Raw genomic sequence first — 23,867 nt, forward strand, 5'->3', positions numbered from 1 at the left:
TGCGAAATCAGTTGTCGGCTTCCGTTGCCTCGACTACCTCGGCGTCGACTATGTCGTCGGGGTCGGCGGGTTCCTGGCGGATGCGGGCGGTGAAGACGGGTTCGTCTTCTTCGAGGAGTTCGCCGTCGACGGTGTTGTCGTCGACGGGGTCTGCTTCGTAGTCGTCCGCGTAGTCCTCGTCGAATTCTTCGTCGTAGTCGTCGTATTCGTCGTAGTCGGACTCGGGGTCCTCGTAGTCGGACTCGTAGGCCGGGTCGTAATCGTCGTCGTATTCGAGGTCGTAGTCGTCGTATTCGTCATCGGCGACGGTTCCGGCGTATCCGGCGGCGGCCGCGGTCGCCGCTCCGGCCGGGGTGAACCAGCGGGCGCCGAGCATGCCCACGTAGCCGGCCACCGCCAGCCAGATGAAGGCGAGGGCCGCGGATAGGAGCAGGTTCGGGCCGATACGCCCGAAGGTTCCGAGTTCACCGCCGGCCACGACCCCGAGCAGGGTGATGACCATCGCCGCCACGGCGGCCGAGGTGAGGGTCGCCCAGGGCGCGGCCGGACGGTCGCGTGAGGTGCGCCCGCAGTCCAGGCCGCCGAGCACACCGACCGCCGCCGGCGCCACCAGCAAGGCCATCCACCAGGCCGCCACCGGCCCGGATGGCACGGCCGCCGCCAGCGGCACCGCGGGCAGCGGCGCGCCCTCGATGCCGAACAGGCTCAGCGAACCCGCGCCGATGTGCACCTGCCCGCCGAGTAATAGGCCCACCGCATCGATGAGCACGTTCGGCAGGTACGCCAGCGACAGCACCGTCAAACCCAGTCCGCCGAAGATGTTTCCGGCGGTGTGATAGGTGTCGCCGATCCGCGACCAGTGCCCGAGGAACGACACCACGGTGAGCGCCGCGGCCACCAGCAGCAGCCGCCACACCGACAGCAGACCGATCCGCAGGCCGGGAACGACCCAGTGCGGCAAGGGAATCGGCAGCAGATCGGTGAACTCGCGCCAGTTCCGCGCACCGATGCCGACGACCGCGGCCACCAGGTTCAGTCCGATCACCCAGGCGAAGGCGACCAGGGTCCGCGGCGGTTGCAGCGGCATGGTCGCCGACGCGTCGTCCGCCACCGCCAGGCAGACCGCGGTGATGAGCAGCGGCCCGCCCACCGCCGCGCCCACGATCCAAGCGAGATCGACTCGCGTGCAACCGGGTTCGGCGGCGAGGTCGCATTCGCGCGCGACCAGCCACAGCATCAGCGCGGTCGGCAGCAGCGGCCACAGCCCGATCCCGGTCTTACCGATCACCAGCGGAACCTGATGCACCGCAAGCCAGCTCGCGGCGATGGCTCCGGACGCCCCCGTGGTCCCGCTGTGCGCGGCGAACAGGGTGCCGAACACCAGCACGAAGATCACCAGCAGCACGATGGCCGCGGGCCGCGCCGCCACCAGCATCAGCACTCGCGCCCGCTCCGGCGTCAGCGACCCGAATCCGCCGTCGCCACGTGCCGGTTCGCGCGGCGGCGCCGGTTCCCGCGGCGGCATCTGCCGCGGTGCGTGGTCGCCCAGACGAGCCAGGGCGGTCTTCGGGGCACTCATGGACAACCAGCGTGACAGCTTCATGAAAACCTGAGGGTCAGGCGCGCCGCACGCCCCTGAACAGCGGGCATGCGGGATTGCGCGGAGGCTCGAGGGATCTGGCCGCGGGTTCGGGCAAGCGAACGGCCCCCGGGCGGAAAGCCCAGGGGCCGTTCATGTTCTGCTCCGAAGGCGCGGCGGGCTACTTGGCGTCGTCCTGACCGGGGCGGAAGGCGCGGGTGGCGTCGGCGGCCGGGTCGGCGGCCTGCTCGCCACCGAACGGCTGGCCCGGACGCTGACCGGCGGCGAAGTGCTGCGTCGCCGGATCCGCGCCGGCCGGCTGCTGCGGCGCACCGTAGGACTGCTGACCGAAACCGCCCGGCTGCTGACCGTAGGACGGCTGCTGCTGGCCGTAACCCGGCTGCGGCTGCGAGCCGGTGCCGTATCCGGCCGGCTGCTGCGGCTGCTGGCCCGCCTGGCCGTAGCCCTGCTGACCGTACGAAGGCTGCTGCGGCTGCTGACCGTAACCGGCCGGCTGACCGTAGGACGCCGGCTGCTGCTGGCCGTAACCGGCCTGCTGGCCGTAGCCCGGCTGCTGCTGGAACTGCGAGCCGGTCGAGCTGAACGGCTGCTGGCCGTAGCCCTGCGGCGTGGCCGGCTTCGGCGCGGGCGGCTTGATGATGCCCGCCTCGAACAGCAGGGCCAGCACCGCGAGCACGGCCTGCACGAACGAGAAGAACAGGATGACCCAGCCGCCCCACTTCAGCGTCACATTGTCATCGAGGTCGAAGGAGGTGAACAGGATCGCCAGGAACGCGGCGAAGGACGACGCGGCCACCACGGCGGTCCAGTTCTGCTTGGGCAGCAGCGAAAGCCCCGCGAGCACGCCCGCGAACAGCACGATGGTGATCAGCGCGGCGCCGCCGGGCGACTCGAACAGGCTCGAGGTGATCGTCGAGCCGACCGTCTGGCCGCCGATCTGCACCGGCTTGGACCCCAGATAGGGCGCGAAACCGAGCAGGAAGGTGATGACACCGAGGACGGCCACGCCGACGGTGAGGAAGAAAGGCAGGCCCTTGCCCGCTTCGGGCGTCGTACTCGACCCAGCGGGACTGCCCGTAGGCTGCGAGCCGTAGCCGGGTGCGTTGGAAGGCGTCGGCGCGGGCCCGTTGTATCCCGAGCCCCCGGTCGGGTATGACATGTCGTCGTCTCCTATCGAGTCGTTCACGAACTGCCACCGACGCTACTGCAACAGACCGCCGCGAGCACCATGTACCACCGGTGGCGCCCCTACCGCAATAGCGAATCGGCGCTTGACCGGCGATTGTCCGCGCCGTCGGCCGGACTGCCGAACGACGAAGGCCGCCCTCCGAAAACGGAAGGCGGCCTTTGCAATTCGGGCGGAGCCCGACACTGTTCAGCCTGTGTCCCGCTGCCGTCGGCAGCGGGACACGAGAACCATCAAGCGGTGATGCTGGCCTTTTCCAGGATCTCGCGCGCGAGGGCGGCGGTCTCGGACGGGGTCTTGCCGACCTTCACGCCCGCGGCCTCGAGGGCGTCCTTCTTGGCCTGGGCGGTGCCGGCGGAGCCGGAGACGATGGCGCCGGCGTGGCCCATGGTCTTGCCCTCGGGGGCGGTGAAGCCCGCGACGTAGCCGACGACCGGCTTGGTGACGTTGGCCTGGATGTAGGCCGCGGCCCGCTCCTCGGCGTCGCCGCCGATCTCGCCGATCATGACGATGAGCTTGGTCTCGGGATCCTTCTCGAACGCCTCGATGGCGTCGATGTGGGTGGTGCCGATGACCGGGTCGCCGCCGATGCCGATGGCGGTGGAGAAACCGAAGTCCCGCAGCTCGAACATCATCTGGTAGGTCAGGGTGCCCGACTTGGAGACCAGCCCGATCGGGCCCTTGCCCGCGATATTGGCCGGAGTGATGCCCACCAGCGACTCACCCGGAGTGATGATGCCCGGGCAGTTCGGGCCGATGATGCGGGTCTTGTTGCCCTTGTCGACGTTGTAGGCCCACGCGTAAGCGGAATCCTGCACCGGGATGCCCTCGGTGATGACCACCAGCAGCGGGATCTCCGCGTCGATCGCCTCGATGATGGCGTCCTTCGAGAAGGCCGGGGGCACGAACGCGATGGAGGTGTCCGCGCCGGTCTTCTCGATGGCCTCGGCGACGGTCGCGAAGACCGGCAGCTCGACGTCGTTGCCGTCCTTGTCGACGTGCTTGACGGTGGTGCCGGCCTTGCGCGCGTTCACGCCGCCGACGACGTTGGTGCCTGCCTTCAGCATCAGCGCGGTGTGCTTGGTGCCCTCACCGCCGGTGATGCCCTGGACGATGACCTTGTTGTCCTTGTTCAGGAAGATAGACATGTGGGTTCGTGTCCTTACTTGGCGGCGGCCAGTTCGGCGGCCTTGTCGGCGCCTTCGTCCATGGTCTGAGCGAGAGTCACCAGCGGGTGGTTGAAGTCGGCGAGGATCTGACGACCCTCCTCGACCTTGTTGCCGTCCAGGCGCACGACCAGCGGCTTGTTGGCCTCGGCGCCCAGGGTGTTCAGCGCGCCGACGATGCCGTTCGCGACCGCGTCACAGGCGGTGATGCCACCGAAGACGTTCACGAACACGGACTTGACCTGGGCGTCGCCCAGGATGACGTCCAGGCCGGCAGCCATGACGGCCGCCGAGGCGCCGCCACCGATGTCGAGGAAGTTCGCGGGCTTCACACCGTTGTGGTTCTCACCGGCGTAGGCGACGACGTCGAGGGTCGACATGACCAGACCCGCGCCGTTGCCGATGATGCCGACCTCACCGTCGAGCTTGACGTAGTTGAGGTCGTTCTCCTTGGCCTTGAGCTCGAGCGGATCGGTCGCGTCGATGTCGGCGAAGGCCGCGTGATCGGGGTGGCGGAACTCGGCGTTCTCGTCCAGGGTGACCTTGCCGTCGAGGGCCAGGATCTCGTCGTTGGGGGTGCGGACCAGCGGGTTGACCTCGACCAGGGTGGCGTCTTCGGAGATGAAGACCTCCCACAGCTTCTGGATGGTCACCGCGGCCGCGTCGAGGATGTCGGCGGGCAGGTGGCCTTGCTCGGCGATCGAGCGGGCGAACGCGAGGTCGACGCCCTTGACGGCGTCGACGGGCACCTTGGCGAGGCGCTCGGGCTTGGTGGCGGCGACCTCTTCGATCTCCATGCCGCCCTCGACCGAGCACATGGCCAGGTAGGTGCGGTTCGAGCGATCCAGCAGGAAGGAGATGTAGTACTCCGACGCGATGTCCTTGGCCTCGGCGACCAGGACCTTCTTGGTGATATGACCCTTGATGTCCAGACCCAGGATGTTCTGGGCGTGAGTGAAAGCATCCTCCGGGGTCGCGGCGTACTTCACGCCACCGGCCTTACCACGGCCACCGGCCTTGACCTGAGCCTTGACCATCACAGGCTTGCCGATTTCCTCCGCGATCACACGCGCTTCCTCGGCCGAGTCCGTGACCCGGCCCTCCGACGAAGGCACTCCGTGCTTCACGAAGAGTTCCTTCGCCTGATATTCGAAGAGATCCATGTACTCACCGTCTCGTCTGCGTTGTTGTGACAACGTCTTGGTTGGCGGCCCGTGGTCGAGCGGGTCGGATCGGACTCTAATCAGTCACATGGAGCGGAAATCAGCCGCATACAGCCTAAGTGGCGCAGGTCACGGTACTGTCTCTGAGCTCCGGAAAGCCCACGTCGATGCTACTCGCGGGTAGCTTGTTGACCACGCGCCAGGTAGGGCGCAAGAAGGCCGGAGATGATGCGGCGTACTACGCCGTGCTGTCGGGAAAGCTCATTTGTTTAGCCCCTGCACAGTGAGCCGATTCCCGTGAGGAACGTGAGGAATCTCACACACGCGCGACGAACCATGTCTGTCGCTTGCTGACCTGCAATCGTTTCGTTACCGTCGTTGCGTTCGATGTCACAACCCGGTCACGGCAGGAGGACGGCGAGCTTGACGCAGCACATCACTACGCAGGTAGACAGCTGCTCCCCAGGACACTTGCCGACCCGCCGACATTCATGCGGCCGGCTCCGATGAGCGACGGCCCGCTTCCCGCCGGTCACCGCGCCCGCCACGGCCACCGCTATCGCGAGGACTCCGAGCAGTGGGGCGCCACCACGCAATGGGACGCCACCGCACAGTGGCAGCCCGAGCCGCAATGGTCCGACGAGGCCGCCCCCGAACCGCAGTGGTCCGGCACGAGCGCTCCCGATGATGTCTGGTCCGCCGCCACCACGACCGTGAACGGCTGGGCCGCACCGAATCCGGACGTATGGGCGGCGCAGTCCCGCTCCAACTGGGACAGCACCGCCGACCCGACGCCCTCCGGCGATTACACGCCGGTCTACAGCTTCCGCACCGCGGACGGCGATCGCATCCAGTTCTCCGGCGACGGCGCGCGCGTGGATCATCGTGCGGCGGAACCGGATCGCGCGACCACGCCGAGCCCCGCGGCACCGGCTTCCACACCGGGTCCCGTGCGCGCCGGCGGTAAGCGCCGCGCGGGCGGCACGCACCGACTACCGGCACCGCCCTCCGCGCTGAAGGGCCGCGCCGCCGTGGTGGCGGTCGCGGCGGGTGCGGTGGTGGCGGCCGGGCAGGCCACCATCGAGGCCTCCGGGCACGCCGACGGCACCGAAATCCAGGCTTCCAATCAGGTGCGGGAGGTGGCCGCCACCCAGCAGGTCGGCGCCGCCGACACCACTTCCGGTGCACCGCAATTGGTGAACTCCGGCTCCCCGACGACGCTGGATCAGTTCAGCGACATCCTGCAGAAGGGCCAGAAGTTCGCGGCCGACCTGGCCAATGCCGAAGCCTCGAAGATGCGCCCGATGTGGACGAAGTTCGCGCAGGGCACCTTCACCTCCGGTTTCGGTATCCGCTGGGGCGTCGCGCATCAGGGCGTCGATATCGCGGGCCCGATCGGCACCCCGATCGTCGCGGTGGCCGACGGCACCGTGCTGGAGGCCGGTCCCGCTTCGGGTTTCGGCATGTGGGTGCGCCTGCTGCACGACGACGGCACGGTCACCATCTACGGCCACATCGATACCGCCACCGTCGCCGCGGGCCAGCGTGTGCTGGCCGGGGACCAGATCGCCACCATCGGCAATCGCGGCTTCTCCACCGGCCCGCACTGCCATTTCGAGGTCTGGCAGCACGGCGTCGACAAGATCGACCCCCTCCCCTGGCTCGCCTCCCGCGGCATCTCCCTCGGCCCCGAACGCGACTGACGCCGGACCCCAGGAACATTCGAGGGGCGCACCGTGAGAACGGTGCGCCCCTCGGCTTTTCGGCCCGGCCGCCCCCCGCACCTGGCCGGCACGGTCCGCCGATCGACGTGATCACCGCAGCGCTGCCTCACCTGTACGGCAGTCGACGGTAAGCGGCTGCGGGCCGCAGTTGCGGGCCGCAGTCGACGCCGGGCCCTCCACTCGGGCCACTCGGCCATCACCGGCGCTCGGCCATCACCGGCGCTCGGCCATCACCGATGCGCGGCCATCACCGGTGCGCGGCGGCCGAGACCGATGATCGCAGTGGCCGAACAGGTTCGCGCGGGCGCGAACACCTGTGGATGCCTGGTCAGGCGGTGGGTTCGGGGGCGAGTCGGCGGGCCGGACCGTTGGCGGTGGTGAGGTAGTCGCGGACGTGGTGGAGGTCCGGGAGGACGCGGTGGGCGAGGCGGGTGGTTTCGGGGGTGGCGGGGACGAGGTCGGGGATGAGGAGGCAGCGGAGGTTGGCGGCGTGCGCGGCGCGCAGGCCGTTGGGTGAGTCCTCGCAGGCGAGAGTGTATTTGGGGGCGGCGCCGAGGGCGGCGGTGGCGGTGCGGTAGGGCTCCGGATGGGGTTTGCCGTGGCGGACGTCCTGGCGGGTGACGATCACGTCGAAGCGATCCAGCAGACCGGCGGCGCTCAGGTGGTGACGGGTGCGGTCGCGGCCGGAGGAGGTGGCGATGGCGTGCGGGATGCCGCGGCGGTCGAGGTCGTCGAGGAGTTCGGTGACACCGGGTTTGGTGGTGAGGCGCCCGGCGTCGACGAGCCGGGCGATGGTGGCCTCGTGGCGGGTGTAGAACTCGTCGAGGGGAAAATCCGGTCCGAAGGCGGCGACAGCGAGTTCCCGGCAACGGTCGGCGGGCATGCCGATCAGGCTGTGGCGGAACTCCTCCGGCAGCTCGTACCCGAGTTCGGCGCCGGACAGCGCCAGCGATTCGACGGCCAGGCGTTCGGAGTCGAGCAGCAGCCCGTCCATATCGAAAACGACTGCGCGCACGGGGGTTTCGGTGATTGTCATGCGGCCTTCCCGGTGGGGTGTTCGAGCAGTCGCCGGCGGATCACGTCGGCGACATCGTCCTGGCTGAGTTCTACCAGTGCCGCGCCGACTTCCTGCTGCAACCGATCCAGCTGCGGCAGCTGTCCGAAGATGTCGGTGCGCCGCAGGAAGGCGCGGGCGCGCCGATAGGGGTCCGGGATAGCAGCGAGGGCCGCGAGGTCCTCCACGCGGGAGTCGATGACTTCCATGGTGGCGCCGCGGGTTCCGCACAGATCGAACCAGCGGATCCAGGCGGCGATGAGCAGTACCGCGCCCGGTGTCGGCCGGCCCGCGGCGAGGTTCTCGCGCATGGCGTCGGTGACGCGCGGCATCATCTTGCCGGAGCCGTTGCGGCCGACGCGGGTCATATCGTGCCGGATGGCGGGGTTGCGGAAGCGGTGCAGCAGATCGTCCACGGTGCGCCGCAATTCGGGCTCCGGCAGGGTCAGGGTGGGTCCCTGCTCGTGCAGCATGAACTGCCGGGCGAGGGCGGCCAGTTCCGGATCCGCGCTGGCCTCGGCGACGGTGGCATGCCCGGCGAGCGCGCCGAGGTAGGCGAGCAGCATGTGGGTTCCGTTGAGCAGCCGCAGTTTCGCGAGTTCGTGGTCGGTGACGTCGGTGACGAAGCGGGCGCCGGCCAGGTCCCAGCGCGGGCGTTCGCCCTCGAAATCCTCGATGGTCCAGGTGAGGAAGGGTTCGGCCGAGACGGGCGCGCGGTCGTCGATGCCGCCGAGCGAGTTGCGGGCCGCCGCCTCGTCGATGGCGGTGGCGGGCGCCACGATGCGGTCCACGACGCTGCACGGGAACTGCACATTGCGGGCGATCCAGTCGGCCAGCCGATCGTCCCGCAGGGCCGCGAAATCCAGTACCGCGCCGCGTAATTGGCGGCCGTTGGCGGTGAGGTTGTCGCAGCTGATCACGACGGGCGGGTTGCCGCCGCGGCGGCGCACGGCCGCGAGCGCGCCCACCAGCATGCCGATGGCGGTGCAGGGTTTGGCGGCGCAGCGCAGGTCGTGCCGGACCGGGTCGCTGCCCGCGTCGAGCCGCCCGGTGTCGGGTGAGACGCAGTAGCCGCCGGTGGTGACGGTAAGGGTCACGATGCGTACCCGGGGATCGGCGATGCGGCGCATCACCCCGATCCGGTCGGTGGGGGCGTGGACGGCGGCGGTGATCGTGCCGACCACCTCGGCCCGGATCTCACCGCCGTCCCGCAGCAGGGTGGTGTACAGGTTGTCCTGGGCGCGCAGGCTGTGCACGATATCGGGCCGGGACATGGCGACCGCCGCGATGCCCCAGCGCCGGTCGCCGGTGGCGGCAATGGTGTGCTGGGTGACGAGGGCCTGGTGCGCGCGGTGGAAGGCGCCGCAACCCAGGTGCACGATGCCGGTGCCGAGGTTGCGCGGGGTGAAGGCGGGCCGGGTGACGGTGTGCGGCAACCCGGTCAGCGTGCCCACGCCGAGCCGCCGCGAATTCGGGGACGAAATCGCCGGTGCGGGAACGGGGTTGGTGAGTGAATTCGGAAAAGCGCGCATGGCAAAGCCTTCCACAGCATTCGGGATAGACATTCGGGAGGGAATGTTCGAATGCGTCCGATCGACACTGAATCCGGCGCAGGCTTCCGAATCTAGAACACGATTTCCGAAATTTCGACCGGAAACCGGACGAGAGGTTTGTATTTTGCGCTACTCGATTGCCGAAGCGGGGCGTAGTCAATTCGTAAACGCGCACCTGGGCCGGGTCACAGCGCGGTCACAAGCCCCCCACCTGGGCAGACTTCGTGATACCGCTCACTGTTACCCAGCCCACGGATTTCATCCCATACACACACGCGAATTATCGATTTGATCGATCTGCTCGATTTACTTTTCGCCGTCGAGCACTGCACGCAGCCGCTGCGCGAATTCCTCCGGCTTACCCGCATAAGGGTTATCGCCGCCGACGAATCCACCGTGATGGCTGGGGAAAACGACCGGTTCCGCACCGAGCAGCGCCGCGGCGGCGACCGAGGTCCGGCCGGTGAGGACGCCGGTCGATTCCTCGCCGACCCCGATCACGATGCGCGTCGGCGCGGCGGTCAGCGCGGCCGCGTCGGGGCGATAGTCGGTGACGGCCCAGGAGAGATCGGAGAGCAGCGGATCGTCGCGGGTCCCGTCGTCCTCGCCGGGCATGCCGAACATGGCGGGATCGGGTGTGCCCTGGGCGAAGAGCTCGTCGGTGATCTCACCCTGCGCGGACGACCAGGCGATGAAGGCCGCCATGCCCGCACCGGACCCCTTGGCCTGGTACGCATCTCGCACCGCGGCGCGCGCGTGCTCGTGGGCGGCGGCGTCGGGCAGCAGTTCGAACAGCGGCGGCTCGTGCGCCACCAGCGTGGTGACGTCCTCAGGATGCGCGGTCACCAGCGCGAGCGAGGTGACCGCGCCGCCGCTGCTGGCGAAGATCTCGACCGGCCCGGCGCCGAGTTCGGCGATGAGATCGTGCAGATCCCCGGCCTGCACCTCGGGGTTGTTGTCGCTCCGGCCGTCCTTGCGCACACTGCGCCCGAGCCCGCGCGGGTCGTAGGTGACCACAGTGCGGTCGGGGAAGTGCGAGGCCAGGTCGCCGAAGCCGTCGGCGCACATGGGCTGGCCCACCATGAGCAGCGGTGGCCGGCCGTCGGCGGTGGGCAGCGGGCCCAGCACGTCGTAGACGAGATCGACTTCGGGTTTCCGGAGCGTGTGTGCAGTCATATCGGTATCGACTCCTTCCGTTCCGGAAACTCATCGGTCCGAATGATCGAAAGCAGAACCTTCGGGTCAGTGCTCCATCGTCAGAGCTTCATCAAGGTACGGCTGTACTGCGGGATGAGCCGGATCTTGCCCGCGGTACCGAAATCGATTGTGACCGTGGCCAATGCGCCGAAGCCCTCGGCGGCGACCACCCGGCCCAGCCCGTACTTGTCATCGCTGACCCGGTCGCCCACGGCGAGCACCAGCCCGCTGTTGTTGCGCTTGCCGCCGCCGCTCGCACCGGGTGCGGGCCGCCGCTCACCACGATCACGCAGACCGGGCCGCTGTTCGTTCCAGCCGTCGCCGCGGGTCCAATCCCGCTCCAGGCCGTCGTCCTCACCGCGCCGCCGCATGCCGCGCTGCAACTGCGAGGGCGCCGGTTCCAGCCGCCGCCAGTCCATGAGGTGACCCGGAATCTCCTGCAGGAAGCGAGATTCCGGGTTGGACACCGGCTGCCCCCAACCGGAGCGCACCACCGCGCGGGTGAGGTAGAGGCGCTTGCGCGCGCGGGTGATGCCCACGTAGGCGAGCCGGCGTTCCTCGGCGAGTTCGGTGGGGTCGCCGAGGGCCCGCATGTGCGGGAACTGCCCGTCCTCCCAGCCGGTGACGAATACGACGGGGAATTCCAGTCCCTTGGCGGTGTGCAGGGTCATGAGGGTGACCACGCCGGAACCCTCGTCGGGAATCTGATCGGTGTCGGCGACGAGGGAGACGCGTTCGAGGAAGGCGGCCAGTGAGCCCGGTTCCGGTTCGCCCTCGGCCGCCTCGGGGATGAGCCCCTCGGCGCGGGCGGCCTCCACATTGTTGCGCGCCTCGGAGCTGAATTCCCGTGCGACGCTGACCAATTCATTGAGGTTGTCGAGCCGCGCCCCGTCCTGCGGGTCGTCGGACATCTCGAGTTCGGTGCGGTAGCCGGTCCGGTCGAGCACGGCTTCGACGACACTGCCCACGTCCGGGAAGTCGAGATCCGCCTGCACCCCGGCCGCGCGGATCTCCTCGAGCAACTCCAGGAATCCGGCGATGGCGCGCTGCGCGCGCGTATTGAGCAGCGCTACATTGCCGGCGGCGGCATCCCGAAGCGCTTGCGCGAAGCCGATATTGCGCTGTTCGGCGTGCACGGCGACGCAGGCTTCGGCGCGGTCGCCGATGCCGCGGCGCGGCGTGTTGAGGACGCGGCGCAGGCTCACCGCATCGTCCGGGTTCTCCAGGACCCGCAGGTAGGCGACGATATCGCGGACTTCCTTGCGCTCGTAGAAGCGGACGCCGCCGACCACCTTGTAGGGCAACCCCATCCGGATGAAGATCTCTTCCAGCGCCCGGGAGTTGTTGTTGGTGCGGTAGAAGACGGCGACGTCGTTGTAGTTGAAGTCGCCGCCGTCGATCAGCCGGTCGATCTCCTTGGCCACGAAGGAGGCTTCGTCGTGCTCGTTGTCGGCGACGTAGCCGACGATGAGTTCACCGTCACCCTGATCGGTCCACAGCTTCTTGTCGCGGCGGTTCTCGTTGCGCGCGATGACGGCATTGGCGGCGGCCAGGATATGCTGGGTGGAGCGGTAGTTCTGTTCCAGCAGAATGGTTTCCGCGTCGGGGAAGTCACGTTCGAATTCCTCGATATTGCGGATGGTGGCGCCGCGGAAGGCGTAGATGGACTGGTCGGCGTCGCCGACCACGCAGAGTTCGGACGGCGGCACCCGGCCCTCGGCGTCCTCGGTCAGGTGGTGGCCGACCAGTTCGCGCACCAGGGTGTACTGCGCGTGGTTGGTGTCCTGGTATTCGTCGACCAGCACGTGCCGGAAGCGGCGCCGGTAGTACTCGGCCACCGGCGGGTGGTTCTGCAGCAGCGAAACGGTTTCACCGATGAGGTCGTCGAAGTCGAGGGCATTGGCCGCGCGCAGCCGCCGCTGGTACTCGTCGTAGACCTTGGCGACCAGGCGCGGCATTTCGGCGTCCTCGGTCGCGGCGGCGGTGGCGGCCTGGTCCGGATCGATGAGTTCGTTCTTGAGGTTCGAGATGGCGGTGGCGAGCAGCCGGGGCGTGTACTTCTTGGCGTCGATGTCGAGATCGCGCCCGATCATGGCGAGCAGGCGGCGGGAGTCGTCGGCGTCGTAGATGGAGAAGTTGGTATTGAGCCCGCGCACCAGGGAAGCCTGGGTTCGCAAGATTCGCACACAACTCGAGTGGAAGGTCGACACCCACATGCCGGCGGCGCGCGGGCCGACGAGTCCGGCAACTCGCTCGCGCATTTCGGCGGCGGCCTTGTTGGTGAAGGTGATGGCCAGGATTTCACCGGGCCGGACGCCGCGGGCGTCGAGTAGATAGGCGATGCGGCGAGTGAGTACGGCCGTCTTCCCGGAGCCGGCACCAGCCACGATCAGCAGCGGAGAGCCCGTGTGCACCACGGCGGCGCGCTGTTGTGGATTCAATCCCTCGAGCAACCGCTCGGTCTTCTGCTCATCCCGCGCCACCGTCGTATTCATCGCCCATCTACGCTACCGGCGAGCACCGACAAGTCGCAGCCCGGCCGCTCAGGTGTCCGATAAGCACCGATCCGGCGAACCCTCGGTGAACGAGTGTGACCCGCGAAGCTCAGGAAATTCTCAAACGATCTTGTTTTGCTCGATGCACCCTGCATGGCAAACTGGGCCTATGACCGGCTTTCAGGTAACACTCTGCACCTGACACCTCACGTTGGGGGACAATGTAAAGCTGAAGCATTGAGAGCCCGTGACCAACACAGGGGGTCGACGAGCCGGCATGGTCTTATTTTTCTTGGTTAGGAACCGATCGGTAACGAGTCGGGTTCGCCTGCCGATCGATGTTCGGGACCACGAGGAGAAAAAGTATGAGCATCTCGACGACGGGACAAACAGAGCCGGTGACCGGGCCGGACGCCGCCCTCCCCTCGGAGGCGGAGATCGAGAAGCTGCGTAAGGAGATCGACAAGCTCGACGCCGAGATCCTCGCCGCGATCAAGCGCCGCACCGAGGTTTCGCGAATGATCGGCCGGACCCGAATGGCCAACGGCGGACCCAAGCTCGTGCACTCCCGCGAGATGAAGGTGCTGGAGCGATTCAGTGAGCTGGGTCAGGAGGGTCACACCCTCGCCATGCTCCTGCTGCGTCTCGGCCGCGGGCGTCTCGGACACTGACGACGTCGCGGATTCCGACAACGCGGATTCCGACAACTCTGACAACTCTCAGGGGCACACCCCTGAAACGCTCAGGTTCGTGAAGTTCAGTAGTAGTTAACGCGCAGGCCCGCTCGGTGCGATAGACCGGGCGGTGCCGTGAAACGCGGCCAACCACAAGCCAAGTGACATCGACGCGAGCCGATGTCCTTCCCCCAGGCCGCCCCGGGTGTCTTATACCCCCGGGGCGGTTCTTTCATTTCCCACGATCTCCGCAGGTCAGGGGAGGGCGATGTACTTGGTGTTCAGGTACTCCTCGATGCCTTCGAACCCACCCTCGCGTCCGAAGCCGGACTCCTTCACGCCGCCGAAAGGCGCTGCGGGATCGGAGATGACGCCGCGGTTGACGCCGACCATGCCGGTTTCCAGTCCCTCGGCAACTCGCAGCGCACGGTCCAGGCTCTGTGTGTAAACGTATGCGACGAGCCCGAATTCGGTGTCGTTCGCGGCCGCCAGGCCCTCTTCCTCGGTCTCGAACCCGACAATCGGGGCAACCGGCCCGAAAACCTCCTCGCGCAGGATGCGGGCGTGCACGGGGATGTCGGTGAGGACGGTGGCCGGGTAGAACCAGCCTGGTCCGCCGGGCGCCTTGCCGCCCAGCTTCACCTGTGCGCCCGCGGAGACGGCGTCCTCGACGAGTTCGCTGACGGTGTCGAGCTGGTTCTCGTTTATGAGCGGTCCGAGCGTGGTGTCCGAGTCGGTGCCGGGACCGAGCTTGTACTCGGCCATGGCGGCGGTCAGCTTGTCGGTGAATTCCTGGCGAACCGGGTTCTGCACGTGGAAGCGGTTGGCCGCCGTGCACGCCTCGCCGCCGTTGCGCAGCTTGGCCAGCACCGCGCCCTGGACGGCGGCGTCGATATCGGCGTCGTCGAAGACCACGAAGGGCGCATTGCCGCCGAGTTCCATGGAGGTGCGCAGCAGGCCGTGTGCGGACTGCTCGACCAGCTTCTTACCGACCGGGGTGGACCCGGTGAAGGTGAGCTTGCGCAGCCGCGGATCGTTCAGCAGCGGCGCGGTGACGGCGCCGGACCGGCTGGTGGTGATGACCGACAGCACGCCGTCGGGCAGTCCGGCCTCGCTGCACAGCTGGGCGAGCAGCAGCATGGTGAGCGGGGTTTCGCCGGCGGGCTTCACGATCATGGTGCAGCCGGCGGCGAGGGCGGGCCCGATCTTGCGAGTTCCCATGGCCAGCGGGAAGTTCCACGGGGTGATGGCCAGGCAGGGGCCGACGGGCTGCTTGTGCACGAGGATGCGTCCGGTGCCGGCGGGCGCGGGCTGGTAGCGGCCGTGGATGCGGGAGGCTTCCTCGCTGAACCAGCGGAAGAATTCGGCGCCGTAGCGCACCTCGTTGCGGGATTCGGGCAGGGCCTTGCCCATTTCGAGGGTCATGAGCAGCGCGAACTCCTCGGTCCGCGCGGTGATGGCCTCGAAGACGGCGCGCAGGATCTCGCCGCGCTGCCGGGCGGGTGTCGCGGCCCAGCCGGCCTGTGCCGCCGCGGCGGCGTCGAGGGCGCGAACCGCATCCTCGGGACTGGCGTCGGCGACATTGGCCAGGGTCTCCCCATTGGCCGGGTTGAGCACCGGGAAGGTCTTGCGGCCGCTCGCGTCGACCGGTCCGCCGATCCATAGTTGCGTGGGAATGGACGTCAGTAATTGGCTTTCGGACACCATGGTCGCCAGCCTATGCCCGCACCTGTGGGCTACGGCCGAATTGGGCTCTGTGCTGGGAGAATCCCGCGAGTCATCGATTGTTACCTGCGCGTTGGTCCGGCAGGGTTGTAACCTCGGACTTCGTGAGCAGCGACATCACCGCGACGGCGGCCTGGCGGAAACTGCACGACCACCATGCGTCCCTGGCGGGACGCCACTTGCGCGAGTTCTTCGCCGAGGATCCCGAGCGCGGACGCGAGCTGACGGTTCAGGTGGCAGATCTCCACATCGATTACTCGAAGCATCGGGTGACGCGCGAGACCCTCGATCTGCTGGTCGAATTGGCGCATACGGCCGAGGTCGAGCAGCGCCGCGACGCCATGTTCGCGGGCGAGCACATCAATACTTCGGAGGATCGTGCGGTCGGCCATCCGTGGCTGCGCCTGCCCGCGGGCGGCGATCTGACCGTGGACGGTCAGGCCGTGGACACCGATGTGCACGAGGTGCTGCGCCGCATGGGCGAGTTCACCGATGCGCTGCGCTCGGGCGCCTGGCGCGGTGCGACGGGTGCGCGCATCACGACGGTGGTGAACATCGGCATCGGCGGTTCGGATCTGGGTCCGGCCATGGTGACGCTGGCGCTGCGGCATTACGCGGATGCGGGGATCTCGGCGCGCTTCGTGTCGAATGTCGATCCGGCGGACCTGGTTTCGAAGCTCGACGGCCTGGATCCGGCCTCGACCTTGTTCATCGTCGCCTCGAAGACCTTCTCCACGCTGGAGACCCTGACCAATGCGACGGCGGCCCGGCGCTGGCTGGTGGCGGCGCTCGGGGAGGACGCTGTCGCAAAGCATTTCGTGGCGGTGTCCACGAATGCGCAGCGGGTGTCGGACTTCGGTATCGATACCGCGAACATGTTCGGCTTCTGGGATTGGGTGGGCGGCCGCTACTCGGTGGATTCGGCCATCGGCCTGTCGGTGATGGCGGTGATCGGCAAGGCCGGTTTCGCCGAGTTCCTGGATGGAATGCACCGGGTGGACGAGCATTTCAAGTCCACGCCGCTGAGCGAGAACGGTCCGGCGCTGCTGGGCCTGCTGGGCGTCTGGTACTCGAACTTCTTCGGCGCGCAGTCGCGCGCGGTGCTGCCGTACTCCAATGACCTGGCGCGATTCCCGGCGTATCTGCAGCAGTTGACCATGGAGTCGAACGGGAAATCCGTGCGCGCGGACGGCACTCCGGTGTCGACCAGCACGGGTGAGATCTTCTGGGGCGAGCCGGGCACGAACGGCCAGCACGCCTTCTATCAGCTGCTGCATCAGGGCACCCGGCTGGTGCCGGCGGATTTCATCGGATTCGCCCGGCCCACCGACGATCTGCCGACCATCGACGGCACCGGCAGCATGCACGACATCCTGATGTCGAACCTGTTCGCGCAGACCAAGGTGCTGGCGTTCGGTAAGACGGCCGAGGAGATCACCGCGGAGGGCACGGACCCGAAGGTGGTGCCGCACAAGGTGATGCCGGGCAACCGGCCGACCACGGCGATTCTGGCGCAGCAGTTGACCCCGTCGGTGCTGGGTCAGCTGATCGCCCTGTACGAGCACATCGTGTTCACCGAGGGCGCGATCTGGGGTATCGACAGCTTCGACCAGTGGGGTGTGGAGCTCGGCAAGCAGCAGGCGCTGGCCTTGGCGCCGCTGCTGACGTCGGCGGAAGATCCGGCCCCGCAGTCGGATTCCTCCACCGACGCCCTGATCCGCTGGTACCGCGGCAACCGCCACTGAGGTGGTCGCCGCGGCCCGCCGCCTCAGGTGGTGTGGCGCGAGAGGACGTCGTACGCGCGGACGGCGTCCTCCGGGAAGACCAGGATCTTGAAACTGTCGCGGAGATTGCGCCAGCGATGGATACGCACGCGACCGGTGGTGGCCCGGACTCCGGAGGTGCGCAGCAGGTTTCGCACTTCGCGAGCGGAGCGCGCGTCGTAGACTGTGGCGGCCGCCACCAGTAGGCCGAAGTCGTCCTCGTGCCGTGTCGCGAGCTTCATGAGCGGCTCCCCGTGTCCTGCCGGTCCTTCAACATCTCGAGCTGCGCCTGCTCCTCGTGATGATGCTGTGCGGCAAGCATGTCACGTTCGGCCTCGGGATCGGCGCGCAGGAAGCTGCCCTGTCCGGGTTTGCCGGCCGCGCCGAGCTTGCTCATCTTCTTCGGTACCGGCGCCCCTTGGTATTCCGAGGATCCGAGCAATTGGTGCACTTCGATGTATTCACCGTGCGGCAGTCGCTTGATGATGCCGGTTTCGATGCCGTGTTCCAGTACCGCCCGGTCACCGCGTTGCAGCCCGAGGCAGAGCCGGTAGGTCACGAAGTAGGCCAGCGGCGGCGCGAGCAGCGCGGCGATGCGGAAGAGCCACGTGGTGGCATTGAGCGACACATCGAATTTCAGCGCGATGATGTCGTTCAGGCAGGCCAGCGTGAGCACCAGGTAGAACGCGATGGCCATGGCCCCGATGGCGGTGCGCACCGGCACGTCTCGCGGCCGTTGCAGCAGATTGTGGTGGGCGCGGTCCTTGCTGAGCCGCTTCTCGATCCACGGGTACATCGGGATCACCGCCAGCACCAGCCCCATCACCACGGCCACCCAGAAGGGTGCGGGAATGGTGTAGTTGCCGAGGTAGATCTCCCAGGGCGGCATGAGCCGGGCCAGTCCGTCGGTCCACATCATGTAGAAGTCGGGCTGCGAACCGGCCGAGATCTGAGCCGGGTTGTAGGGCCCCAGATTCCAGATGGGATTGATCTGGAACAGCCCGCCCATGAGGGCGATCACGGCCAGGGTGAAGGCGAAGAACGCACCCTGGTCCAGGGAGAACACCGGAATGATGCGCGCGCCGACCACATTCCGCTCGGTGCGGGCGGGTCCCGGGTACTGGGTGTGCTTCTGATACCAGACCTGTGCGATGTGCGTGGCCACCAGCGCGATCAGAATGCCGGGGATCAGCAGCACGTGAGCGATGAAGAGCCGCGGGATGATCGCGTTGCCGGGGAAGTCGCCGCCGAACATCAGCCAGTCCAGCCAGGTGCCGATCACCGGAATCGACATGGTGATGCCGTTGAATGCCGCCCGCAGTCCGGTGCCGGACAGCAGATCGTCGGGCAGCGAGTATCCGAAGAAGCCCTCGAACATGGACAGGATAAACATGAGCGAGCCGACCACCCAGGTGCCCTCGCGGGGGCGGCGGAAGGCGCCGGTGAAGAACACCCGGCACATGTGCACGATCATCGACGCCATGAAAAGCAGTGCGGCCCAATGGTGTACCTGCCGCACGAACAGTCCGCCGCGCACCTCGAAGGAGATGTCGAGCGAGCTGCGGTAGGCGGCGGACATCTGCACGCCGCGCAGGGGCTGGTAGGCGCCGTTGTAGGTGACCTCGGTCATGGAGGGGTCGTAGTACAGGGTCAGGTAGACGCCGGACAGCAGCAGGATGATGAAGCTGTACAGCGCGATCTCGCCGAGCAGGAACGACCAGTGCGTCGGGAAGACCTTGTTGATGGAGCGTTTGACGAAGGCCGCCGCCTGATACCGCTCGTCGGCGGCGTCGGCCTGTGCGGCGGCCGTGCTCATCTCGTGCCGCCGGGGAATCGAATCGGATAGCGGAACATGGTGATCCTCCTGTCGATCCGGAGCCGTCGTGGGCCCGCTGCCCATGAGACGCAGTAGCGGGCCGGATTGTGACGTCCCGGTGGAGTGATCCACGTCGCATCGCGGTGGCCGGCGCTAGTGGGCGATGACCAGGCCCAGCGAGGCGATGGCGAAGCCGAGGAAGGTAAGCGGGAACGCGATATTGAAGAGCACCCGCTTGTGGATGTGGAATGCCACGGCGAGCACGAAGAACAGGGTGAGCCCGGCGGCCGCGACAATGCCGAGCGGCCGCCAGCCCGCGAGTCCGGCGATCAGTCCCAGCGCGCCCGCGCCCTTGCACAGGCCGAGGAACGGCAGCATGGATTCGGGCAGGCCCATGGCGCCGATGTTCTGCCGCACGAACTTCGCGCGCACCAGATTGGCCACCGCCTCGAAGGCATTGGCCGCGATGGTGATCGCGGTGACGACGATGAAGGCGACGTACATCTCGCTGACTCCGATCCGTTGCTCCGCGGCGGATGCCGCCGCTGAGTTCAGGCTCGTCGCATCGGAATCAGGTCTCCAATACCTGTGGCCATAACCGATGGTTATGGCAGCAGGTCGCTGAGTGCCTCGTCGAGGGTCGGGTAGCGGAACCGGAATCCGGCCGCCCGCAGCACCTCCGAGGTGGCGTGCCGCCCGGTCAGGCCGAGCGCCGGATCGGTGCGCAGGAAGACCGCGCCGATGGTGAGCGCCGGTGCGGGGGTGGGCGGCGACCACGGCCGATGCAGCTGCCGGCGCAGTCCGGCCATGAGGTCGCGGTTGCGGACCGGGAAATCGGTTGCCGCGACAATGACACCGCCGTCCGGCAGCGTGACGGTGGCGTCGAGGCCGAGTGCGGCGCGGACGATGGCCAGCCAGTCGTCGAGGTGGATCCAGCTGAACCACTGGCGGCCGTTGCCGACGCTGCCGCCCAGTCCGGCCTTGGTCAGTCCGACCAGCCGTTTCATGGCCGGCGCATCCCGATCGAGCACGATGGAGGTGCGCAGGACGGTCCGGTGCGTGGCATCGGCGCCTTCGAATGCCCGCTCCCAGGGCGCGGCCACCCCGGTCATCTGCGGTAGGCCCGGTTCGGGCAGCGGAGTCGTTTCGGTGCAGCGGATTTCGCCCGCATCGGCCCAGATGGCGGTGGTGCTGGCCTGCACCCAGTAGTCGATGGGCCGATCCAGGGTCTTCGATGCTTCGACGAGCGCGTGGGTGGAATCGACGCGGCTGCGCCGCAATTCGGCGATATTGCGGTCGGTGGGCCGGCAGTCGACGAGTTTGCCGGCCAGATTGATCAGTGCCGTGGGACCCGGATTCCGCAGCGCCGCAACCCACTCCCCGACGGTGCGGCCGTCCCATTCGTACTGCTCGTAGGGCAGCTCGGTGGCCGTACGCCGGGTGATGATGCGAACCAGATGCCCGCGACAGGTCAGATCGGCGGCGATATTGCGGCCGAGTGCACCGGTGCCACCGGCGATCACGACGGTGAGCGCGTCCGCGGCCGGTCGCAGTCCGGCGAGCAGCGCCAGCCGCGCGAACGCGGTCCTGGTGTCCGCGAGCAGCAGGTCCCCGACCACCTTTCGCATAGCCGGGGCCGACGGGCCGCTGAAGGTGAGGCTCTGCGCGAGTTCGGTGCCACCGTTGCGCGGGGTGAGGGTCCACCGCATGCGCATGGTGCCGACGGGTTCGGGCTGTTCGATGGTGAGTTCGCGGTCCGGCACGAAAGTGGAGAGCGCGAACGGTTTCGCGAACCGGCCGTGCACCGCCTTGTTGGCTCGCCCGCGCGGCAGATAGTCGCCGGTGACGCCCACCGCGGGCGCGTCGTGCAGGATGACCGAGGTGACGGCCGGGTTCCATTCCGGCCAGCGCGCCGGATCGCCGAGGACGCTCCACACCTGCTGCGGCGTCAGGGCGATCCACTGGGTGTACGTCGTTGTACGAGGCATACCCAGACGCTATGCCTGCGAGGTAGGGGCCGGAAACGTGGCCTTCGTCGCACGCGAGCCGGGCGGCCCGGACCTTCGATCAGCCCCGCTTCTCGATACCGGGTGAATCTCGCATTGATCCCTCTTCGACTTCCACGCGAGGATTCCTTTGGGGGACGACGATATCGAGGTCGCCGTCCGGTGAGTTCCACAGAAGAGAGCCTGACATGTCCGAGAAGATCCGTGTCGAAGGCACCATCACGGTGCACAAGTACGAACCCGTCGCCTACGAGGAACCGGCCGAGGGCCCGGTGCTGACCCGAATTCATGTGGAGGAGAGCTTCTCCGGCGGTATCGAGGGCGAGGGCGTCGTCGAATTCCTGCAGTCCGCCGATGCGGACGGCAGCGCGAGCTTCGTCGGTATCGAGCGCGTGAACGGCACGCTGGGCGGCAGGACCGGCACCTTCCTGCTGCAGGATCAGGGCGGCGTGGCCGACAAGATCGTAACCGGTGCATGGTTCGTGGTGCCGGGTTCGGGCACCGCGGGTCTGGCCGGGTTACGCGGCACGGGCGGCTTCCGCGCGAATCTCGGTGAGAACGCGGAGATCTGGCTCGAATACTGGTTCGAGTGATGTCCGCTGTCACCGGCAAGGTGGCGCTGATCACCGGCGCCGCCACGGGTATCGGCCGATCCATCGCGGAAACACTTGCGGCGCAGGGCTTCCGGGTCGCGATCAATCATCCGCACACCCCCGAGCTCGCCGACAAGGTGGTCGCCGGGATCGAAGCCGACGGCGGGCAGGCCCTCGCCGTGGCCGCCGATGTGCGTGACCGCGGCGAATACGCCGCCATGATCGAACAGATCAAGTCGGCGTGGGGCAGCTGGGACGTGCTGGTGAACAATGCCGCCGTCGCCATTACCAAGCCGTTCCCGGAGATCACCTCCGAGGAGTTCGATCTCAGCTATGCCGTGAATGTCAAAGGCGTGTTCCACGGGATGCAGCTGGCCTGGGATCACCTGGCAGACAACGGCCGGATCATCACCATCTCCAGTTCCACCACCGCCCTGATGCTGCCCGGCTACGCCGTGTACGACTCCACCAAGGGCGCGGTGGAACAGTTCACCCACATCCTGTCCAAGGAGTTCGGCCCGCGCGGCATCACCGTGAACGCGGTGAGTCCGGGCGCCACCGAGACGGAGACCTACCGCCTCGGCAAGAGCCCGGAGTTCCTCGCCGGACTGGAGGCCCTGAGCGCCTTCGGGCGACTGGGCCGGCCCAGCGAAATCGCCGCCGTCGTAGCGTTTCTCGCCAGCGATGCGGCCAATTGGGTTACAGCCCAGAATATCCGGGTCAATGGCGGTACCGCTTAGGCCCAGATCTCGCCGATCGGGGTGAGTGTGGTGGGGGCGGGTTCCGGTACGGGTGGCGTACTGCGCGAGAAGCGCGGTGCGGGCGCGGGCTGGAGCACGCCACCCACCTCCACCAGTGAGCCACGGGCGAGCAGGTGTGCGTCGGTGGCGGCGTCGGTCCAGGTCCGGATGGGTGTCACGCAGGCGTCCACGCCGTCGAACAGCGCGGCCCATTCGTCCTGCGTCTTCGTGGCGAAGCGTTCGGTGAAGGTCTTGCGCAGTATGTCCTGCCCGGCCCGATCCATCTGGTGCGGAAGGCTTTCCGGGTCGAGTTCCAGCACGCGCAGCAGTTCGGCGTAGAACTGTGGTTCGAAGGCGCCGACGGCGAGGAACTTGTCGTCGGCCGTGCGGTAGGTGTCGTACCAGGCCATTCCGGTGTCGAGCAGGTTGGTGCCGCGTTCGTCGGACCAGACGCCGGCCTGGTGCAGGCTCCAGATCGAATGTGCCAGTGTCAGTGCACCGTCCACCATGGCGGCGTCCACGATCTGGCCCTGCCCGGACCGTTCCCGCTCGTACAGTGCGGCGAGGATGCCGAGCACCAGGAAGACCGAGCCGCCGCCGTAGTCGCCGAGCAGGTTGATGGGCGGCAGTGGCCGTTCGCCTTTGCGGCCGATGCCGTTGAGGGCGCCGGTGAGCCCGATGTAGTTGATGTCGTGCCCGGCCTGTTGCGCGCGCGGCCCGTCCTGACCCCATCCGGTCATGCGCCCGTAGATGAGGCGCGGATTGCGGGCTTGTGCCGCGTCGGGTCCGAGTCCGAGGCGCTCGGCGACGCCCGGCCGGAATCCTTCGATGAGGACGTCGGCCTTCTCGACGAGCCCGAGTACCGCGGCCACGTCGTCGGGATTCTTGAAGTCGGCCTGCACGATGGTGCGGCCGCGCAGTTGCGGGGCCATCGGCCCGACCGCGGACCCGTCGCCGGCGCGTTGCACGCGCACCACGTCGGCGCCCAGGTCGGCGAGCATCATGCCGGCGTGCGGCCCCGGGCCGATGCTCGCCAGTTCGATGATGCGGACCCCGTCCAGCGGACCCTTGTCAGTCAACGTGAACCCCCTCGGGTATCGGGCGAATACCCAAGAGTGAAACATGTTCCAGATTTCGCTGCCACCCGTTGCGCGGACTGCCCACCTAGGCTGTGCACATGGCCGAAACGACGCTGCCGCGGATCGGAGCGCCCGCCACCCGGGCCCTCGCCGCCGCGGGCTACCGCCACCTCGAGCAGCTCGCCGGGGTGCCCGAGCACGAACTCCTGGCCCTGCACGGCCTGGGCCCCAAGGCCATCGGCATCCTCCGCCGAGCCCTGACCGCCCAGGGCCTCGACCTCGGCTGACCACCCCCCACGGCGGGTTCTCCACCGCGAGCGGGGGCGTCCGGAT

20 protein-coding genes are annotated in these 23,867 nt (G+C 67.9%); 6 read left to right on the forward strand and 14 right to left on the reverse strand.

From position 1 onward, the window contains the following. Positions 1-7: 7 nt before the first annotated feature. The 4 genes from ACIP5Y_RS16005 to sucC all read right to left on the reverse strand — a co-directional run bounded on the left by ACIP5Y_RS16005 (position 8) and on the right by sucC (position 5,115). Complete coding sequence (locus ACIP5Y_RS16005; protein ID WP_400350790.1) at positions 8-1,579, reverse strand: DUF6350 family protein; 1,572 nt, start codon at positions 1,577-1,579, stop codon at positions 8-10. 181 nt (positions 1,580-1,760) lie between these two features. Continuing rightward, complete coding sequence (locus ACIP5Y_RS16010; protein WP_400350792.1) at positions 1,761-2,759, reverse strand: DUF5336 domain-containing protein; 999 nt, start codon at positions 2,757-2,759, stop codon at positions 1,761-1,763. 260 nt (positions 2,760-3,019) lie between these two features. Next, a complete protein-coding gene (gene sucD, locus ACIP5Y_RS16015; RefSeq protein ID WP_400350794.1) occupies positions 3,020-3,934 on the reverse strand; it encodes a succinate--CoA ligase subunit alpha in 915 nt (304 codons plus the stop codon). A 14-nt stretch (positions 3,935-3,948) separates the two neighbouring features. Further along, positions 3,949-5,115, reverse strand: a complete 1,167-nt coding sequence (gene sucC, locus ACIP5Y_RS16020) for an ADP-forming succinate--CoA ligase subunit beta (protein WP_400350796.1) — start codon at positions 5,113-5,115, stop codon at positions 3,949-3,951. A gap of 506 nt (positions 5,116-5,621) precedes the next feature. On the opposite strand from sucC, the gene ACIP5Y_RS16025 reads away from it, so the two are divergent. Beyond that, complete coding sequence (locus ACIP5Y_RS16025; RefSeq protein WP_400350798.1) at positions 5,622-6,818, forward strand: M23 family metallopeptidase; 1,197 nt, start codon at positions 5,622-5,624, stop codon at positions 6,816-6,818. 349 nt (positions 6,819-7,167) lie between these two features. Here ACIP5Y_RS16025 and ACIP5Y_RS16030 read toward each other — a convergent pair whose 3' ends face one another. From ACIP5Y_RS16030 to pcrA, 4 genes are all read right to left on the reverse strand, one after another. Continuing rightward, entirely contained in the window at positions 7,168-7,875 is a 708-nt protein-coding gene (locus ACIP5Y_RS16030) for an HAD family hydrolase (RefSeq protein ID WP_400350799.1), read from the reverse strand. After that, positions 7,872-9,425, reverse strand: a complete 1,554-nt coding sequence (locus ACIP5Y_RS16035; RefSeq protein WP_400350801.1) for a mannitol dehydrogenase family protein — start codon at positions 9,423-9,425, stop codon at positions 7,872-7,874. The genes ACIP5Y_RS16030 and ACIP5Y_RS16035 overlap by 4 nt, the downstream gene beginning before the upstream one ends. Positions 9,426-9,752: 327 nt before the next feature. Continuing rightward, the gene (locus ACIP5Y_RS16040; RefSeq protein WP_400350803.1) at positions 9,753-10,622 is read right to left on the reverse strand and encodes an alpha/beta fold hydrolase; all 870 of its coding nucleotides are present in this window, start codon (positions 10,620-10,622) and stop codon (positions 9,753-9,755) included. Between the two features lie 80 nt (positions 10,623-10,702). Beyond that, positions 10,703-13,138 carry a DNA helicase PcrA gene (gene pcrA / locus ACIP5Y_RS16045; protein WP_400350805.1) on the reverse strand — a complete coding sequence of 812 codons (2,436 nt, stop codon included), beginning with the start codon at positions 13,136-13,138 and terminating at the stop codon, positions 10,703-10,705. A 365-nt stretch (positions 13,139-13,503) separates the two neighbouring features. On the opposite strand from pcrA, the gene ACIP5Y_RS16050 reads away from it, so the two are divergent. Further along, the gene (locus ACIP5Y_RS16050; protein WP_397000467.1) at positions 13,504-13,809 is read left to right on the forward strand and encodes a chorismate mutase; all 306 of its coding nucleotides are present in this window, start codon (positions 13,504-13,506) and stop codon (positions 13,807-13,809) included. Positions 13,810-14,067: 258 nt separating this feature from the next. Here the strand turns inward: ACIP5Y_RS16050 and ACIP5Y_RS16055 are convergent, their stop codons facing one another. Continuing rightward, positions 14,068-15,519 (reverse strand): NAD-dependent succinate-semialdehyde dehydrogenase, encoded by a 1,452-nt coding sequence (locus ACIP5Y_RS16055; protein ID WP_400350806.1) that lies wholly within the window; start codon positions 15,517-15,519, stop codon positions 14,068-14,070. 122 nt (positions 15,520-15,641) lie between these two features. Between ACIP5Y_RS16055 and pgi the strand changes: the two genes are divergently transcribed. Further along, positions 15,642-17,282 (forward strand): glucose-6-phosphate isomerase, encoded by a 1,641-nt coding sequence (pgi, locus tag ACIP5Y_RS16060; protein ID WP_400350808.1) that lies wholly within the window; start codon positions 15,642-15,644, stop codon positions 17,280-17,282. 23 nt (positions 17,283-17,305) lie between these two features. Here pgi and ACIP5Y_RS16065 read toward each other — a convergent pair whose 3' ends face one another. From ACIP5Y_RS16065 to ACIP5Y_RS16080, 4 genes are all read right to left on the reverse strand, one after another. After that, a complete protein-coding gene (locus ACIP5Y_RS16065) occupies positions 17,306-17,542 on the reverse strand; it encodes a hypothetical protein (RefSeq protein ID WP_400350810.1) in 237 nt (78 codons plus the stop codon). Then, entirely contained in the window at positions 17,539-19,116 is a 1,578-nt protein-coding gene (locus ACIP5Y_RS16070) for a cytochrome bc complex cytochrome b subunit (protein WP_400350812.1), read from the reverse strand. Before ACIP5Y_RS16070 ends, ACIP5Y_RS16065 begins: the two co-directional genes overlap by 4 nt. Before the next feature lie 153 nt (positions 19,117-19,269). Further along, complete coding sequence (locus ACIP5Y_RS16075; protein ID WP_400350814.1) at positions 19,270-19,620, reverse strand: DoxX family protein; 351 nt, start codon at positions 19,618-19,620, stop codon at positions 19,270-19,272. 101 nt (positions 19,621-19,721) lie between these two features. Next, complete coding sequence (locus tag ACIP5Y_RS16080) at positions 19,722-21,104, reverse strand: DUF1731 domain-containing protein (protein WP_400350816.1); 1,383 nt, start codon at positions 21,102-21,104, stop codon at positions 19,722-19,724. Between the two features lie 206 nt (positions 21,105-21,310). On the opposite strand from ACIP5Y_RS16080, the gene ACIP5Y_RS16085 reads away from it, so the two are divergent. Beyond that, positions 21,311-21,715 (forward strand): DUF3224 domain-containing protein, encoded by a 405-nt coding sequence (locus ACIP5Y_RS16085; RefSeq protein WP_400350817.1) that lies wholly within the window; start codon positions 21,311-21,313, stop codon positions 21,713-21,715. Then, positions 21,715-22,455: an SDR family NAD(P)-dependent oxidoreductase gene (locus tag ACIP5Y_RS16090; protein ID WP_400350819.1), complete on the forward strand. Its 741-nt coding sequence runs from the start codon at positions 21,715-21,717 to the stop codon at positions 22,453-22,455. Before ACIP5Y_RS16085 ends, ACIP5Y_RS16090 begins: the two co-directional genes overlap by 1 nt. Here ACIP5Y_RS16090 and ACIP5Y_RS16095 read toward each other — a convergent pair. Beyond that, positions 22,452-23,579 (reverse strand): CaiB/BaiF CoA transferase family protein, encoded by a 1,128-nt coding sequence (locus ACIP5Y_RS16095; RefSeq protein WP_400350821.1) that lies wholly within the window; start codon positions 23,577-23,579, stop codon positions 22,452-22,454. The two genes, ACIP5Y_RS16090 and ACIP5Y_RS16095, sit on opposite strands and share 4 nt — an antisense overlap. 53 nt (positions 23,580-23,632) lie before the next feature. Between ACIP5Y_RS16095 and ACIP5Y_RS16100 the strand changes: the two genes are divergently transcribed. Then, positions 23,633-23,821, forward strand: a complete 189-nt coding sequence (locus ACIP5Y_RS16100) for a DNA-binding protein (RefSeq protein WP_400350823.1) — start codon at positions 23,633-23,635, stop codon at positions 23,819-23,821. The last annotated feature ends 46 nt before the right edge of the window (positions 23,822-23,867 follow it).

Origin of the sequence: Nocardia sp. NPDC088792, from assembly GCF_044750615.1 — a bacterium.
In the GTDB taxonomy this organism is placed as follows: domain Bacteria; phylum Actinomycetota; class Actinomycetes; order Mycobacteriales; family Mycobacteriaceae; genus Nocardia.